The 14,451-nt window shown below is 58.7% G+C and carries 14 protein-coding genes and 7 pseudogenes; 6 read left to right on the forward strand and 15 right to left on the reverse strand.

Features of this window, described 5'->3' with window-relative positions; genetic code table 11:
* The 6 genes and pseudogenes from GGQ64_RS26665 to GGQ64_RS26685 form a co-directional block, all read right to left on the reverse strand.
* A pseudogene (locus tag GGQ64_RS26665) lies at nucleotides 1-94 on the reverse strand (epoxide hydrolase N-terminal domain-containing protein); the annotation flags it as partial.
* Nucleotides 95-218: 124 nt separating this feature from the next.
* Nucleotides 219-686: a pyridoxamine 5'-phosphate oxidase family protein gene (locus GGQ64_RS26670; RefSeq protein ID WP_183808347.1), complete on the reverse strand. Its 468-nt coding sequence runs from the start codon at nucleotides 684-686 to the stop codon at nucleotides 219-221.
* Between the two features lie 504 nt (nucleotides 687-1,190).
* Nucleotides 1,191-1,475: a GreA/GreB family elongation factor gene (locus GGQ64_RS26675; RefSeq protein ID WP_343059588.1), complete on the reverse strand. Its 285-nt coding sequence runs from the start codon at nucleotides 1,473-1,475 to the stop codon at nucleotides 1,191-1,193.
* Nucleotides 1,459-1,620: a GreA/GreB family elongation factor gene (locus tag GGQ64_RS28275; RefSeq protein ID WP_343059589.1), complete on the reverse strand. Its 162-nt coding sequence runs from the start codon at nucleotides 1,618-1,620 to the stop codon at nucleotides 1,459-1,461. The genes GGQ64_RS26675 and GGQ64_RS28275 overlap by 17 nt, the downstream gene beginning before the upstream one ends.
* A 54-nt stretch (nucleotides 1,621-1,674) precedes the next feature.
* Nucleotides 1,675-2,184, reverse strand: a complete 510-nt coding sequence (locus GGQ64_RS26680) for a PTS sugar transporter subunit IIA (protein WP_183808348.1) — start codon at nucleotides 2,182-2,184, stop codon at nucleotides 1,675-1,677.
* A 658-nt stretch (nucleotides 2,185-2,842) separates the two neighbouring features.
* The gene (locus tag GGQ64_RS26685) at nucleotides 2,843-4,099 is read right to left on the reverse strand and encodes a DUF763 domain-containing protein (protein ID WP_183808349.1); all 1,257 of its coding nucleotides are present in this window, start codon (nucleotides 4,097-4,099) and stop codon (nucleotides 2,843-2,845) included.
* Between the two features lie 658 nt (nucleotides 4,100-4,757).
* On the opposite strand from GGQ64_RS26685, the pseudogene GGQ64_RS27670 reads away from it, so the two are divergent.
* Nucleotides 4,758-4,877: pseudogene (locus tag GGQ64_RS27670) on the forward strand (AAA family ATPase); the annotation flags it as partial.
* Between the two features lie 269 nt (nucleotides 4,878-5,146).
* On the opposite strand, the pseudogene GGQ64_RS26690 reads toward GGQ64_RS27670, so the two are convergent.
* The 3 pseudogenes from GGQ64_RS26690 to GGQ64_RS26695 form a co-directional block, all read right to left on the reverse strand.
* Nucleotides 5,147-5,329: pseudogene (locus GGQ64_RS26690) on the reverse strand (transposase); the annotation flags it as partial.
* 566 nt (nucleotides 5,330-5,895) lie between these two features.
* Nucleotides 5,896-6,085 (reverse strand): annotated as a pseudogene (locus tag GGQ64_RS27990) (divalent metal cation transporter); the annotation flags it as partial.
* 38 nt (nucleotides 6,086-6,123) lie between these two features.
* Nucleotides 6,124-7,368: pseudogene (locus GGQ64_RS26695) on the reverse strand (IS3 family transposase); the annotation flags it as partial.
* A 200-nt stretch (nucleotides 7,369-7,568) separates the two neighbouring features.
* On the opposite strand from GGQ64_RS26695, the gene GGQ64_RS26700 reads away from it, so the two are divergent.
* The gene (locus tag GGQ64_RS26700; protein WP_183808351.1) at nucleotides 7,569-8,063 is read left to right on the forward strand and encodes a sigma-70 family RNA polymerase sigma factor; all 495 of its coding nucleotides are present in this window, start codon (nucleotides 7,569-7,571) and stop codon (nucleotides 8,061-8,063) included.
* A gap of 330 nt (nucleotides 8,064-8,393) precedes the next feature.
* Here GGQ64_RS26700 and GGQ64_RS26705 read toward each other — a convergent pair.
* Nucleotides 8,394-8,706: pseudogene (locus GGQ64_RS26705) on the reverse strand (DUF1515 family protein).
* A gap of 164 nt (nucleotides 8,707-8,870) precedes the next feature.
* Between GGQ64_RS26705 and GGQ64_RS26710 the strand changes: the two are divergent.
* Entirely contained in the window at nucleotides 8,871-9,104 is a 234-nt protein-coding gene (locus GGQ64_RS26710; RefSeq protein ID WP_183808352.1) for a hypothetical protein, read from the forward strand.
* On the opposite strand, the gene GGQ64_RS26715 is transcribed toward GGQ64_RS26710, so the two are convergent.
* The 5 genes from GGQ64_RS26715 to GGQ64_RS26735 form a co-directional block, all read right to left on the reverse strand.
* Nucleotides 9,077-9,244, reverse strand: a complete 168-nt coding sequence (locus GGQ64_RS26715; RefSeq protein WP_183808353.1) for a hypothetical protein — start codon at nucleotides 9,242-9,244, stop codon at nucleotides 9,077-9,079. The genes GGQ64_RS26710 and GGQ64_RS26715 overlap by 28 nt on opposite strands.
* A 19-nt stretch (nucleotides 9,245-9,263) precedes the next feature.
* Nucleotides 9,264-9,815, reverse strand: coding sequence for a peptidoglycan recognition protein family protein (locus GGQ64_RS26720; RefSeq protein WP_343059591.1), 552 nt, complete (start codon nucleotides 9,813-9,815; stop codon nucleotides 9,264-9,266).
* A 1,071-nt stretch (nucleotides 9,816-10,886) separates the two neighbouring features.
* On the reverse strand, nucleotides 10,887-11,279 hold the full coding sequence (locus GGQ64_RS26725) for a hypothetical protein (RefSeq protein ID WP_183808354.1): 393 nt from the start codon (nucleotides 11,277-11,279) through the stop codon (nucleotides 10,887-10,889).
* Nucleotides 11,280-11,768: 489 nt separating this feature from the next.
* Complete coding sequence (locus GGQ64_RS26730) at nucleotides 11,769-12,056, reverse strand: hypothetical protein (protein WP_183808355.1); 288 nt, start codon at nucleotides 12,054-12,056, stop codon at nucleotides 11,769-11,771.
* Nucleotides 12,057-12,113: 57 nt separating this feature from the next.
* Complete coding sequence (locus tag GGQ64_RS26735; protein WP_183808356.1) at nucleotides 12,114-12,254, reverse strand: hypothetical protein; 141 nt, start codon at nucleotides 12,252-12,254, stop codon at nucleotides 12,114-12,116.
* 53 nt (nucleotides 12,255-12,307) lie between these two features.
* On the opposite strand from GGQ64_RS26735, the gene GGQ64_RS26740 reads away from it, so the two are divergent.
* The 3 genes and pseudogenes from GGQ64_RS26740 to GGQ64_RS26755 all read left to right on the forward strand — a co-directional run bounded on the left by GGQ64_RS26740 (nucleotide 12,308) and on the right by GGQ64_RS26755 (nucleotide 14,447).
* Nucleotides 12,308-12,709: a lipocalin family protein gene (locus GGQ64_RS26740; protein ID WP_183808357.1), complete on the forward strand. Its 402-nt coding sequence runs from the start codon at nucleotides 12,308-12,310 to the stop codon at nucleotides 12,707-12,709.
* Nucleotides 12,710-12,853: 144 nt separating this feature from the next.
* On the forward strand, nucleotides 12,854-13,912 hold the full coding sequence (locus tag GGQ64_RS26745) for an alpha/beta hydrolase (protein ID WP_183808358.1): 1,059 nt from the start codon (nucleotides 12,854-12,856) through the stop codon (nucleotides 13,910-13,912).
* A 110-nt stretch (nucleotides 13,913-14,022) separates the two neighbouring features.
* A pseudogene (locus GGQ64_RS26755) lies at nucleotides 14,023-14,447 on the forward strand (DUF4142 domain-containing protein).
* The last annotated feature ends 4 nt before the right edge of the window (nucleotides 14,448-14,451 follow it).

Raw genomic sequence — 14,451 nt, forward strand, 5'->3', positions numbered from 1 at the left:
GCCAGTCATAGTCCGCCCGCCAATAGTCCACGAGTGCCCGGAGCTTTTCGATCTGCACGCCTTGGGAGCGGTCCTCTACAGTTTCCCGGTCGGGCGTGGTGACCTTCGGCCATCTTCTGCCTACTCCTCAGTTTCAAGCCATTTTCTTGGCTCGGACGAATATGCTCACGGCCTCGTCTAACTCGCGCCAGCCCCCTCTCGATCAATCGTTTATCTGCCTATACGGCGCCTTTCTCCGCGCTATCTGTGCCGGGGGGCACGATACGTCCGTTTTCTTCGCCGTCCCAGTATTCGATTGCACGCGCGCAGACCTTGATGAGAAGGATTCCGGGCGTGTCGATTCCATCGGGAAACCACCGATCTAGCTCTTTGACCCAGTGCTTCTCAAATTGCGATTTGTCGCGGATGAGACGCGCTTCGCCATCCACGGCAATGAAGATCCCGGGTTTACCAAACAGACTCGGCGGCGCGGTGAACGTCAACGCGACCCCGCTGTCTCGTCCAATATCGCTCACTTTCTTTGTATCCTCGTAGGAGAAGAACCAGGAGTCACCGTCGTATTCGACTTCACCATTGTTGCTCATCGGCCGACTGGTAATCCTTCCAGATCCGCCGTTGGTGTTGAGCATGCAGAAATCGATCTCGCCGATCTGTTTCGAAAGCTCTTCCATCGTCATCGTAGTCATCGGGCTCTCCTGGATGGGACAGCGTTAGAACCGTCTGCGCGGACGTTGGTTCCGTTGTGAGAAAGAAGGGAAGCCTTCAGGTTCCCCGGATTGCTCCGGTCGGAGCTAGGGGCGCTAGCTACTTGGCGGATTTGTTTGCTGCATATCGGCGTCACATTGTCGCCTGGACTTGCAACTCCAAACTTCACTAACGACGACGCGCGGGTTCTGAATCTAGGTCAGCGCAGACGATTGGCCTATGTTCGCACGCTATGTTCGAATCAATATCGATGCGGCCGAACTGCGCACGGATGGTACCCGTCCTAGGAGTAGGGGAAACCTGGGGCCTGGCCACTGGAGATATTACACAATGCAATATCCGGAAATATGTAGCAAATGCCACCAATGTCCGCTTCGAGCCCGAAGCCGCCCCACCTCCCACGATCCGGAAGGACCGCGATGGGTGGCAAGCAGTCGCTCGCAGCGACTAGCATGAAGGGACGCAATGCGGGATAAAGCCGCCGTTCAGCGTGACCTGTTCATTCGGATCTGCGAGGAGACGCACCACTTGGAACGCGATGTCGATGCCCTTTCCGCCCGATGTTGAGTAACCGCCAACACCGCCAGCTTGTGCCGCCTATCATCCCGTCCGCTCCAACCCATTGTCTGACCGGCGGACAAGAGAAGGGCAGTTCCGATGGGGGTCAGGACGGATATCCTGCCTTCGGAAATATCTGCTTCTTTCGGGAACACGAGCGTCACTGTTCGCCAATCACCGGTGTCAGCTTCATACTCAACCGTCGATCCCATTCGGACGACATTCCGAGGCGCCGCAGCGTCCGAAACTTACGCGTGCGCGTTCGAGTTCAAGCAAGAGACCATCGGAAACATCGGGAAGGCGACCAGCCGCGGCGAACGCAAGTTTATTCAATCGCTGGTGATCCGTCTCGCCCATCACGATCGAAGGCTTTGTGAGATCTGGATGTGCTTTTTCATTTTCCGCGTCCTCTTAGTTCGCCTTAGCCACCGAGTACGTGGCGTTGGTCCGCGAGGGGATATCGTTGATCGGCCCTGCCTCGCTCACCAAAATCGCCATCACCTCCTCGGGAGATCGGGCCAGCCGGAGCCCGTCACGGATCAGCGGCGCGCGCACCATACGGAATAGTCGCGAAAGCGCCGGCAACAAGGTGCGAACCTCAGAGTGCGGCCAAAGCAGTGTGAAGACGAGATCGACGGGATCACTGTCGGGACTGTTGAAATCTATCAAAGGAGCTAGTCGCGTAAACGAGGCGACAGGCGACGAGATTGAGCGCAGCAAAGCGTGCGGGACGGCGATTCCACGACCTATGGCGGTAGAGCCGAGCCGCTCCCGTCTGCAAATGCCCCGAAGAACCGCCCGATCATCAAGCCCGGTTCTTCGCGCAAGTTTGACAGCGATCCTGGACAGCGCCGAGTGCTTTCCCTTTGTCGCAAGGTCAAGAGTAATATCTTCTTCTGACAGGTTTTTGAACGTCACCATGGTTGCCTATAAGCCGATGCGCGCGAGCGCAAACGAAGTGCGTTTGGCACCGTCTGCAGCGCTTTCTGATTGAATCGACGATGGGGCTGACCCGGACGCGAAACCAGTAGAGTTCACGTCCGGGTTAGAGGCCTGCTTTGAGGCGTTGTGGCTCTCTTTGTGAAATCGCCGCCAGCCGCCCCTTCTCAGCAGGTCAGCAAGCTGGTGAAGTTGCCCGACTTCCTCCCTGGCATGGGTCTGCTCTTCGTTGGCCCGGCGACACTGCCGGCCGGACCGTTCCTCGCATATGATCATGATGGAAAGCTTGTCAGCACGATCTAGATGTTGCCCACAAAGGATCTCAATCCGGACAAGTCATTCGATAATCTTTCTGCGCCCGGCGGCAATGTTGACCATGTCGACATCTACTACAAGGCCGGCCACCCAGGCGTGGAAGAGCCGCATGTCCATGTGGTCCGGTGGCATGTTGCAGCGGCAGACGTGAGACGCGTCATCGTCCTGTCGATAGGCTTCGTTTCTACGATCACGCCACCGACACAACGAGCAGGATTGCCCCAAGACGATCGGCAGCGACCACGACCCCGTCTCGTCAACAGAAGTCTTCATGCATCAGTACGGAAAACTCCAAGTACTGTTTGATAGAGTGGCGATATTCATTTTAAATTTGGTCTTCCTCCGCGGCATCTGGTTCCCAGCCGAACACGCTGCGGCCACCGAACTGACTGGATCGTCGGAATTCTCCGGCCACAATCTCCTTCAGATCGGGTCCAGTCACATACCGCTCGATACGGCGACTCTGCTCGTCCAACCGCTTCAACGCCTGCAGTTCTTCATCCAGACCCAGTCTGGCCTTCTGGACGGCAGATTTCATGACGCCGATCGTCTCATCGTAGACTTTCAGCGGGACAGGAAATGGATGCCGATCCTTCCCCCCGTGCGCGAGCGAGAAACGGGCAGGATCGGCAAACCGATAGGGAGCGCCATGTACGACTTCTGCAACCATCGCCAATGCCTGCACGGTCCTGGCCCCGACTCCGGGCGTTAGCAGAAGGTTCTCGAAATCCACCGGACCACGGTCGGCGGCGGCAGCCAGATTGCCATGCAGACGGCGCATGTTGACGTCGGCCGGGCGGACGTCATGGTGAGACGGCATGAGCAGATGCGGCAATTCGAACTGCGCCTGCCCCTCTGCAGTGTTTGGCGGCTCTTTCTCCAACAACGCAAGTTCGCGAACGATTTTGTCCGGTCCCAGTGACGTGAGCAGTTCGAGCTGACCCTTACGGGACAGGTTGGCGCGTGCGTCAGCCAAATTGACAATCTGCCCTTGGGTTCTGCCCTCGATGGCAGCATGCGGTGAATCAAGGAAATTGGTCAGGCCCTCGGAGAACCAATGATAGCGGCGTGCTTGGCGCTTCTCGCCATTCATCCCTTGCTGCACGACGACCCACTTGCCGTCGTTCGTCACGACAAACCCATGTAAGTAGAGATCAAATCCGTCCTGGACCGCAGCACTATCGACCTTCGCGACAAGCCGACTGGTGGTGGAAAGGTGATCTCCGTCGAGCCCTACGCGGTTAGCTATTGAGACGAGCTCGTGCGGCGTCCTCCGCGATTGGGAACCACGGCCGCCGCAAATATGGATGCCTAATTCCCCGGAAAGAGGCTGCAGGCCTCGTCTCAGCGCGCCGATGACGCTGGTGGTGATGCCGGATGAATGCCAGTCCATCCCCATTACCGCACCGAACGACTGAAACCAAAATGGATTGGCTAACCTGCGCAGATACTCATCCCGACCATAGTGATGGACGATCGCTTGGGTGATGACCGCTCCCAAACGGGTCATTCGGTCTCCAAGCCATCTTGGAACCCGACCGCCATGCAATGGCAGATCGGCACTGCCTGCCCGTGTCGCCATTTCGTTGTACCTCACTGCTTCTCGCGTCCGGGGACCGAAGGCTCGGTAAGCGTAGTTTAGTGCGTCATTCGCCGCTTAGTGATATTGTTCCGTGTTTGTTCATGGTATAGGGCCGGATCATGACGGAGACAATAGGCGAAGCTCATGACCGGGGGTGGCGACTGACGGCGCGCTGCGCATACGGGAACCGCGAGGGCCTAAAATCAATCCGCCGCTGTTCATGGAGCTACGAGTTGGATTTGCCCACGTTAGTCGCCACGCGCGGCCGGGACGTCCCGATGGGATGCTGGCCCGTCGACTTCGTTGTCCCAGATGTGGCTCGCGAACCGGGACTGTCATGTTCACCCCGCCTGCAGACGGTGACAGGCGGCGAGGGGGCGGCGTGATTTAAGAGTCTGCATCGCCGGGGACTGGGCAGATCGCAGGCCACCCCACGATTCGACTAAATTTATCAATGATTCCGGCACCACGCCGTCAAAGGTCACAGTATCGGAGCGGCCTCGCTCGCCATGGCTTTCGCGAGGGGATTCGGGTGGGGACGTCCATGCGACCTGGAGGCTGCAATCGCAGATCCGGCTACCTAAAGCAAGGCGCTATCCTTTTTCAGCGCCAGCCCTATTTGAAATCTGGCGATAAGTCGGCGACCAGCCCGCCATAGATGCCGGAGCACGTCCGCTCCAAAGCCCTCATTGCTCCGCCGGCATTCGCACCGCCGCAAAAGCCTCGCGGCCGACCGCCGAAAAATCCTCAGTTCTCCTTGGCGTCCACGTCGGCATAAGTGGGGAATTTTACTTCGGTACTATTGGGGAAAATTCACGCGGCATTGAGATATGGATCGGAAGGGGCTGGGCCGCGCAAGTTCATCATTTTCCTAGCCGGGATCGCCACCAAGGCAGCGTCACCACTCTCAAGTCCGCAACAGCCCATGTGCCACGTTTTTTAACGGGGTCGAACGTCTCCAATAAGCAGTCGGCAACTCCCCTCCGGCGGCAACTGTAGCACGGCCTGTTTCTACCGCGCGCAGGCGGGCCGAAGCACGTGATCGTTTTTTAGGATATCTCGCTCCTCGGTGACGCGAGCCAGTTCCTTCTTCAGCCGCCTGATCTCCTCGGCCTCGTCGTTGCCCTTGGCGTTCGACGCAGCAAACTTCTTCTTCCATTCATACAAAGAATGCTGGCTGACGCCGAGACGCTGCGAGACCTCCGCAACCGGATAGCTCGAGTCCGTCACAGCGTGCTCTGAGACCGAAGCGTGGACCGCCGGCGTCGCACCATCCTCGTCCTTCGTAACGAAGCTGTAACGCGGCATTTAACGGCCTCCGTCTATTTTTGACACGAGCAAAGGTACTGTGCCAGCACCTGCAGGCCCAAGCCTAAGGTAACATACAGCCGCGCTAAGAACCAAAGTCGCTGCGACTGACCCCGCTATATGCAGCCAAAAGCGAGTGTTGCGCGTCTCTTCCGAAACGAGCGGCAACCTCGTCCTCGTCTGGACCACAAGCTTTCGTAACTCTCGGACTTCGGTTCGAAGGCGCGCAATTTGATCTTCTATGTCTGTGCTAAGAATATCTCGCCGTTCGTTCTGAGCGTCCTCGAGCTCGTCCAAATGCTCACGAAGTTGCGCGGGGTTGTCGAAGCCGCTGGAACGTATGTTGGTCACGGGAACCTCCACCAATTTGTGAATTTCGTACCAATAATTTCCCCGGCTCTCTAAAGTTCCCTTGGTTCGGCTACCTTGAAGCCGTGGGCGGTCGCGAGCGGCGGTCTGCGGTAGGCGTACGGTTGTCAGAGTACGCCCATTCCTGTTGCCAGTACGCGTCCAGTGGCACGGCCGTTGCGGGCACTGACCAATTTAACCGCCGTCATCAACGGGTAGGTGAAGTGCATGGTCTAAAGCATGTTGAAGCCGAACTGTGCTCCTGCCTGGCAATAGCTAGCAATCTCGCTCGGATCGTCGTCGGCAGCGCCAGTTGAGGCCAGGCCCCAGTCGACTAAAAGCAGCCGCCCGTCGAAGGCGGCTACTTTAGAATGGACGAGTGTGGTGCCCTCGCCGTCGGTAACCGTCTCAATGGCAGCGTCCAGCATCGTATTGACTAGCCCCGCATCTGGTTGCGTTCCAATCGACCAACTGATCACCATGCCATCGAAGCAATCTATGATAGGCGACAGATACACCTTGCCGGCTGGGATTTGGAATTCGGTGATATCCGTGAGCCATTTCTCGTTCGGTGTTTTCGCATGGAAGTCGCGGTTGATCAGGTTCTCAGGCGCAGGACTGATTTCCCCCAAGTACGAGCCAAAACGTCGTCGCCGCGGTCTGGCGACGACCAAACGCTCCTGTTTCATCAGTCGCTGCACAACCTTTTCCGAGATTGTCACACTCTGCCTGGCCAGCGAGGCCTGCAGTCTACGATAGCCGTAGCAGCGATGGTTGCTTTCGAAGATTTCCGTCAGTTCGCGGCGGATGGTGACATACTTGTCTTCCAAGTTCACTCGGGCGCGTTGGTAGAAGTAGGAGCTTCGCGCAATCCCCAACTGCGCAAGCAGTTCTGGCAATCGATAGGTATCTTTGAGGGCGTCAACCAGCTGTGTCTTCTCCCGATTACTCAGGAGTTGCAGATCGACGCCCAGGCCTTTTTTTGGAGTTCATTGGCCTTCTTCAGCAGATCATGCTCAAGCTGCAATTGGCGGACATCGCGTTGGAGGGCTTCAAGCTGTCGCTCGAGTTCCTCGCGCTCGGGCGCTGGCGCAGAGGTGTTGCGGCGTTTCATGGATGAGGCAGCCTCATGACCGAGTAACAGATCTCTCCAGTTGTACAGCGTCGGCCGGCACACGCTCAGCCGGTCGGCTACTTGTTGGGCACTTTCCTCGCCGCTGCAAAGCCCGATGACAGCGACCTGCTTCAACGCCTCCGGATACGCCGGACGCCAGGATCGACCGACCAGCGAAGTCCTCGTCTCCGGAAACGCGTCTCGAACCCATGCCGTCAAAGTTCCACGACCGGGATAACCCAACGCCCTCATCGTCGCAGAGATACAGCGATCGTGAGTGCGGTAGTGCTCAAGCGCCGCTTGCTTCTGGGCCTCAGAAAACTTCGGCGCGCGAGCCACACAACGAACGCGCAGGTCTCGATGCTCCTCGTATTCGCGGTACCAGTTCTTCAGCGCATTCTTGGTCGGATAACCCAATTGGCGGATCGTCGCCTTAACCCGCTTGCCGAGCTTCATATAAAGTTCGACCGCGCGAATTGCTGTCTGCATGGGAATACATGAATTACCTCCTGGTGGTCCAAGTTTTCGTCCGCATCCCCCATGCTCAATTCTCAATGGAAATTATGCGCCTAACCGGCTCAGTTCTGCGCGGAAACCAACAGGCGGGTAGAGGACAGCGGCTGACCAGTCAGATTTCTCGGATAGGACTGGAACAAAGGTATGGTCCGACCATTCGGTGAGATAGCTGGAGGGTTATCCATGTCTCCCGATCAAACTGAACAAATGCGTATCGAAATTGTTGGAGCCATTCCAGCGCTGCGTCGCTTCGCAAGGACATTCGTCCACAACGACAACGACGTTGATGACCTCGTGCAGGAAACGCTTTTAAAAGCGCTGGCGAGCATCGCGTCGTTCACGCCGGGCACCTGTTTAAAGGCGTGGCTGTTTACCATTCTTCGCAACACCTTTTTTACCCGCTACAGGCTGGCAGCGCGGGAGCAGCCAGGGCACGTCGAGGATTGTGCGGCTATTTCTATTCCTTCCCAACCGACGCAAGAATGGTCTCTCCAGGGCAAGGAACTGGCGCGAGCTGTTGAACGGCTTACGGGTAGCAAACGAACGGTATGCGAACTGATCTTGATCGAGGGGCGCTCTTACGAGGCTGCGGCGCTCGAGATGAAATGTGCGACGGGCACGATCAAGAGCCGGGTCAATCGGGTTCGAAAAATACTTGCCCAAGAACTAGATTACTGACGGAAGCGCAGGTCACCTAATTTTACAAATTCGAGGGAACACCGGTCCTTCTCTTGGGTAGTAAGTATCCAGAAAGGAGACCCGCGATGCAGAACCAGGATCAAAGAGATCAATTGCAATCTGGTCAAACACCTGGTCAAGGTGACCAAGGTGGCGGCCAGCAAGGTGGCGGTCAGCAGGGTGGCCCGCAAGGAGGTCGTGACGCTGGCGATAGTCAAGGCGGCCCCTGAAACCACTGTCAGAACGATAAAGTGAGTTTGAGCACGGAGCGCGGTGGCAATGCCACCGCGTTTCCCCGAATTGAAGCTATTGGTGAGAGGCGCTCGCTCCTCATCCTCTCCCAGTGATCACCATGCCAATCCGGCGGAGCGCATCGGCGAAGGTGACGCCGAGCACCATCCCCCGATGCCGATCACGCCGAGGGCGCCGATCCCATTAGCTTCCAGCGTTTCACGTCGTCGGTGACCGGCTTCATCTCCGACACATCTACCTTCATTTCGGACATGCCCGTCTCGAGGTGCCCAACCCGAGACACGATCTCGTCCATGCGGCGGCGCACGACCGAACGACTCTCGGCCGACTTGTCTTCCGAGCGACGGCCATTTTCCTCCGCCCGCTGCAGGGATTGCTGCACACCCCGCATCCCTGCAAGCTCGCCAAGTTGGCGGAGACATAGGCGTCATTTTTGGTTGGCGACATCTCTGCTCCTGAAATTCAGGGGATATTGACGCCCGCGGCACGAATATTTCCATCTTTGTATCGTTTTTGGGGCGCCATGGGCTGACGCCCCGAAGAGGGAGAAACGACATGATCCATCGTCACCTACCGAAGGAAAGTTACATCGATCCTGCAGGTCTCTCGATGCTGGGGGACGCGTTCGACGAGATATGCCGGCAACGGCAAATCGAAGCTGAGAGCGAGGCAGCATTCGCGCTGGCCAAGCAGCTGCTCAGCCTTTACCAGCAGGGCATCCGCAATCGCGAGAAACTGCTCGCGGTGGTCGAACCGCCCGATCAGGGCTTGTTCGCAGGCGCGAGGTAAGTCAGCACGGCCGGCAGCAGCGTCGTGATGGCATAGAGCGCGAGATAACCAGGCGTGCCTTCCGGCATGAACGGCAGGCCGATGGTTCCGGTAGCGGCACCGCCTGCGGGGGCAGCAATGGCTTTCGAGATCTTGTTCATGCGAGGTGTCCTTTCGAGGTTAGGAGAACTTCGCGCGCACTTCTGCACGCATCTTGTCGCCGCAGGCTTTGCCCCCCACGGCAGTCGGGTCGAATGCGAGGCGAGTGAAATCCCACTTGCCGCGCTGTTGGATGCCGAGGTTGTTCTGCACCTCCGCATGGCTGAGGACGGTGGTATCCGTGGCGGGGATCGAGTAGCGACGGCAGAGATCGGCGACGGCCGAGGTCATCGTGTCCCCTGTTCGCGTCATCGGATACTTTGCGGCTGAGAACGGGCTTTCGACTGCCCCGCCCATGCAGCACATGGAAACGCCGATGGCACCGGTATTGCAGTTCAGGGTATGCCCCGCATAGGGGCTCCCCACTTTCACCACCTCGTTGAGTTTGATCGAAGGGATGCCGCGCACAGGCTTTCCAGAGCCCTCAATCAGAATGTGATAGTGCGATCGGTCATTCTCGCTGGCCGTATGAGTTCCGGCCGTCCAGTGCACGATGACCCACTGCATCTTCGCTGCTGGCATCCAGTCGGACGGAATGATGGAAGCGGTGATCGGCTTTGCCGGCGCCGGCACGGGCTCATGCTGCCACGACGCGTCACCAACTCGTCTAGCGCCTTACCCATGGCAGCAACGGTTTCGCCGCCAGGATCGCCGTCAGCGCCGAACCTCGGAAGCGGGAAGCCGAGCGCGATCAAGCGCCGCTGCAGATCAAGCACGGTCGTGTTCATTATAGATGTCCTTCGATGGAACCGGATGCCTTGGCTCAACCGCGCGCAGGTGGCGCTGCGATTGTTCTGGGTGTATCTCTGATCCTAAGCGGACGTGTTGCGGTGCAAGTCCCGGCTTGCGCAACCTGTTGCTGGATTGTTTGAGAACCGCGGCACGTCCGTGCTGTCGCTAGTGGAGTAGCGATTGCGATCGATGTAGGTTTTGAAACCGGCACTGACGTGCGGCAACTTGAATCTGTCGCTTGCCACATCGACACTGTGCCCGTGCCCCGCGCCCTCGCGGGGCTCTTTTTCTTGCGGATACCAACCATTCTCTGATGATTGGTCCACCGGGTTGGGACCTCGGCTGCGAAAGGGGGTTTAATGAGGCTATCCCTTGGAGTAAGCCGCGATGTACGACGGGTTTGTCGAGCTATCGATCTTCGGAATTGCCGTGCTGGTCGTGCTGCTGGTGGTCGTCCTCATCTGATCGGGCGTTAACTGAAGTAGCCCCTGGCCGCCTGAACCACCCCTAGACACCGGACAACCGCAGAGGTGTGGAACTGCGATGCCCGATACGGTAACATTAGAATGCGCTGAAATGTCGAAGCTTCCATTGTCGGAAAACATGAGGCACGACAGGTCCGCGGAGAATGAGCCCCGCCCCGGCCCCCTCGGCGGGGCTTTTCTCCGTCAGCCCTTTTAAATTTTCAACCGCTCCGAGAGGGTCTAACCGCCCTGACTGTTTGGACAACCGACGGCTTGTAGAGCCTGCAATGAAGCAGGGTACTGTGATCAGGCGCCGAATGTTGCAGGCGGTAATGCTTGACGATCGCCATGCGACAGAAGCGTGAGAATGGGCCCCGTTCTCCCCGAGCGGGGCTTTCTCTGTCCGTACTCCTTAGATTTCAGCAAGATCCGCCTTGCCGACTTTGCGTCAGAGCGAGGGGGCAGACACCCACATTTCGTCGATCATGACGGAGGTCAGCCCGAGCGCCGAGCCCACCTGTTCAATGAGGGGATGCGACCGCTCGAACTGTGCTGCGTGCTGCCATTCGATCTGCGCGACGGCGCGGGCGGCTTCGTCCTCGATAGCGCTGATGGCCGCATCGATCTGCGATGGGAGGATGCCGCCATAGACCAGACCGAGGCGGAACTGACGCGCTGTCAGTGACGGGAGCGGTTCGGGGGCAGGTCCGCTGACGACCGGCGGCGCGTAATACGTGCCGTCAAAGGTCCACCCGATCGCCACCTCGTCTGGGCATGCCTCGCCGACCGAGACGAGCACGATGTTGACGACGATGCCATTTTCGATGATTGCCTGACGCATCAGAATAGCTCCGTAATGATGACAACGCCGTTTTGGCCGGCAACACCGGCAGCACCAGCCCCGGCGCTACCGTTGCGGGCGGACCCGGATCCGGAGCCAAAGCCGGAGCCCGACGTACCTGTGTTGGTGTTCCCCGTACCGGAGGCAAGCTGAGCGTTGCCGCCTACGCCGAACCGGGAGTTTGCCCCGCCGCCGCCGAACGCCGTAGCGCCGCCGGCCACAATTCCTTGGCCGCCATAGTCCCCGCGGATATCGACGTTTCCGCCGCTGGCGGTTCCACCAAGGCAACGGCGCTTGCAATCACAGCAGCGGATGTGGTCGACAGGTGCACTCCACCCGCTCCGCCGCTGTGACGGTAACGGTTCCCTCTGCGAACGACGAACTGCCCCCCATCATTGCCATTGTTGGCCCCGACGCTGGGAGTCGTGCCGCCCGCTAGTCGTGGCTATACGTCGGCGAACTGGATCCCTCGCGACGGAACGCCGACAGTCAGCCGGAAAGCCATGACTTTTTCGCCCGAGTCCAGATGCAGGGAACCAATCCCGCCTCAACGCGGTGGTTCATGTACGACATGATGCAATCCATCACCATGCACTTTTCAGCAGGAGCGTGACCATGGGATCCATCATCATCGCAGGACAAGAGGTCCCGGTCGTCCGCTTGGACGAGCTTCCAATCATCGATCCGGCTTCTGGCAATTCCATACCCATCATCGCTGACGGTGCGGCGGCCCAGTCGGCGCTCGCCGTCATTCTCGGCCTCATCACGAAGGCTCACCTTGCCGGCAAGCTCCTTGCGGAGGACATCCCATTCGATCCGGATGCTGCCGATATCCTAACCATGCTGACCGCACAGGGCGCGATCGACGAGCTCGCGATAATGGTGATCAAACGCCTGCGGTTCGATGCGGCGCAAAGCCTGACCATCGGCCAGAAAAATCAGGCCAAGGACAATCTGACGGTCGGGTATGCCCAACGCAGCTCCCCGATCCTGTTTACCGTGGGCGGGACCTACACCCCCACGGCGGGATGTCGCGCCGTCATCATCGAGGTGCAGGCGGCCGGGGGCTCAGGCGCTGGGTCGTCCAACTCTGGCGGGGCGGCATCTTGCGGCGCCGGTGGCGGCGGTGGCGGTTACGCCACGAAGTTCATCACCAACCCGGTTACTGCAACCGTCCCGGTTTTCGACCCGCGCCGACCGGACGGGCGAAATCTTCAGCGAACCGGGCGGCAGGACCGTCGCCTGGCGCGTCCGCATATCGGAGCGGGGGCTTCGACGTGACGACCAGTCCGTTGAACGACCAGGCCTGGATGAAGACCATGACCCCTTACTGGGAAGGACCGATCGCCTTCGAGGGGAGTGTCAAAGGGCAGGGCTATCTGGAAATGACAGGTATGAGTGACGCGCGAAAGTGTGCTTTCGACTGCTAACTGCTGTTAAGAATTGGCTAAATGCGAGACACTACGGCTGCGGCTCCAGTCTTGCTTCCAAGATATGTTTCGTTAATCCCCTATTACACGGAACATTATCGCTCAGCTTCGGTTTGATACGCAACAAAACCGGAGATTTTTACAATGTTTTTCAAGAATTTCAGGCGCACCGCGCCTTTGACGGTGGCCGTGCTCATCTCGTTGGCATCAGCGTCTTCGGCCCTGGCGCAGGAGATGGCCAAGCCGACCGCCGAGATGCAGGCCGTTCTCGACAAGCTCGGCGCGCTGGATGCAAAGCCATTTTCGACGCTGAGCGTGCCCGATGCCCGCACCCAGGCAAGCCCGGCGGATGCCGCCCACGCCGTCCAGTGGGAGAAGCGGATTTCGTCGAACCCGGAAGCCCAGGTCACGACGAAGGACATCTCCATTCCAACCAAGGCCGGTACGCTAGCCGCCCGCGTCTATATTCCCGGCGGCACGGGACCTTTCCCGGTGGTCGTTTATTATCATGGTGGCGGCTGGGTTGTGGCCGACATCAATGTTTACGATGGCGCACCGCGCGCGTTGTCCCTCGGCGCCAATGCCATCGTCGTTTCGGTCGAATACCGGCACGCACCCGAGCACAAGTTTCCCGCAGCCCACGACGACGCCTGGGCGGCATACGAATGGGTGGTCGAGAACATCCACGAACTGAACGGCAATTCCGACAAGATCGCGGTCGCCGGCGAAAGCGCCGGCGGCAATCTGGCCGCCAATGTCGCGCTGATGGCGAAAGAGATGAAGACCAAGCAGCCTGTCCACCAGCTTCTGGTCTATCCCGTTGCCGGCAATGACATGGACACGCCGTCCTACAAGGAAAACGCCAACGCCAAACCGCTCGGCAAGGCCGATATGGAATGGTTCGTGAAGAATTCGGTCTCGTCCATGGAAGAAACTAAGGACCCTCGGATCAACCTCAACGGTCGTTCCGATCTGGCCGGTGTCGCGCCTGCCACCGTCATCCTGGCGCAGATCGATCCGTTGCGCTCCGACGGCGAAATCTATGCCGGCAAGCTGAAGGATGCCGGTGTTGGGGTCGACCTGAAGAATTTCAACGGCGTCACCCACGAATTCTTCGGCATGGGCAAGGTCGTCCCAGAGGCCAAGCAGGCACTTGATCTCGCCGTCGCCGACCTCACCGCAGCCTTTGCCAAAGCCAAGTAAGGAGAGCTCTCATGGACAAGATGATATCCGCCTCGCTTCTGTCGCTCTTCCTGATGACCACGCCGAGCCTTGCCGCCATGCCGGCGACCGCCGACAAGGCTGACGCCCCGATGAATGTCGACAAGGCTTCCTTCGTCAAGGTCGTCACTAGTTCGAACGCGTTCGAGATCGAATCCAGCAAATTGGCCGAGGAAAAGGCAAAGGGCGCCGATGTCAAAGAATTCGCGGCCGCGATGATCAAAATCACACCATGGTGGCCGACGAGTTGAAAAAGGCCGCCAAGCTGGACGACACGCCGCCCAAGCTGTCGCCCAAACACGCCGCCATGCTGGATCTTCTGAAGGGCGCGTCCGAACAGGATTTCCAGCCGCTCTATATCGAGATGCAGACGACGGCGCATATGGAGGCGGTCACGCTTTTTGCCACCTATGCCAAGGGCGGTGACGACGAGGCCGTCAAGGCGTTTGCGGCAAATACGCTGCCCAAGCTGGAAATGCACAAGATGCACGTGATGCATCTGGTGGCCGCCCACTGACCCG

Origin of the sequence: Mycoplana azooxidifex, from assembly GCF_014196765.1 — a bacterium.
Classification (GTDB): Bacteria; Pseudomonadota; Alphaproteobacteria; order Rhizobiales; family Rhizobiaceae; genus Mycoplana; species Mycoplana azooxidifex.

What these genes read in the sequence shown, in the direction of transcription:
- GGQ64_RS26745 (WP_183808358.1), top strand. Translation starts at nt 12,854, where the DNA reads ATGTTTTTCAAGAATTTCAGGCGCACCGCGCCTTTGACGGTGGCCGTG.
- GGQ64_RS26725 (WP_183808354.1), bottom strand. Translation starts at nt 11,279, where the DNA reads ATGCGTCAGGCAATCATCGAAAATGGCATCGTCGTCAACATCGTGCTC.
- GGQ64_RS26740 (WP_183808357.1), top strand. Translation starts at nt 12,308, where the DNA reads ATGTCGCGCCGTCATCATCGAGGTGCAGGCGGCCGGGGGCTCAGGCGC.
- GGQ64_RS26715 (WP_183808353.1), bottom strand. Translation starts at nt 9,244, where the DNA reads ATGAACAAGATCTCGAAAGCCATTGCTGCCCCCGCAGGCGGTGCCGCT.
- GGQ64_RS26670 (WP_183808347.1), bottom strand. Translation starts at nt 686, where the DNA reads ATGACTACGATGACGATGGAAGAGCTTTCGAAACAGATCGGCGAGATC.
- GGQ64_RS26710 (WP_183808352.1), top strand. Translation starts at nt 8,871, where the DNA reads ATGATCCATCGTCACCTACCGAAGGAAAGTTACATCGATCCTGCAGGT.
- GGQ64_RS26700 (WP_183808351.1), top strand. Translation starts at nt 7,569, where the DNA reads ATGTCTCCCGATCAAACTGAACAAATGCGTATCGAAATTGTTGGAGCC.
- GGQ64_RS26675 (WP_343059588.1), bottom strand. Translation starts at nt 1,475, where the DNA reads ATGGGATCGACGGTTGAGTATGAAGCTGACACCGGTGATTGGCGAACA.
- GGQ64_RS26685 (WP_183808349.1), bottom strand. Translation starts at nt 4,099, where the DNA reads ATGGCGACACGGGCAGGCAGTGCCGATCTGCCATTGCATGGCGGTCGG.
- GGQ64_RS28275 (WP_343059589.1), bottom strand. Translation starts at nt 1,620, where the DNA reads ATGGGCGAGACGGATCACCAGCGATTGAATAAACTTGCGTTCGCCGCG.
- GGQ64_RS26680 (WP_183808348.1), bottom strand. Translation starts at nt 2,184, where the DNA reads ATGGTGACGTTCAAAAACCTGTCAGAAGAAGATATTACTCTTGACCTT.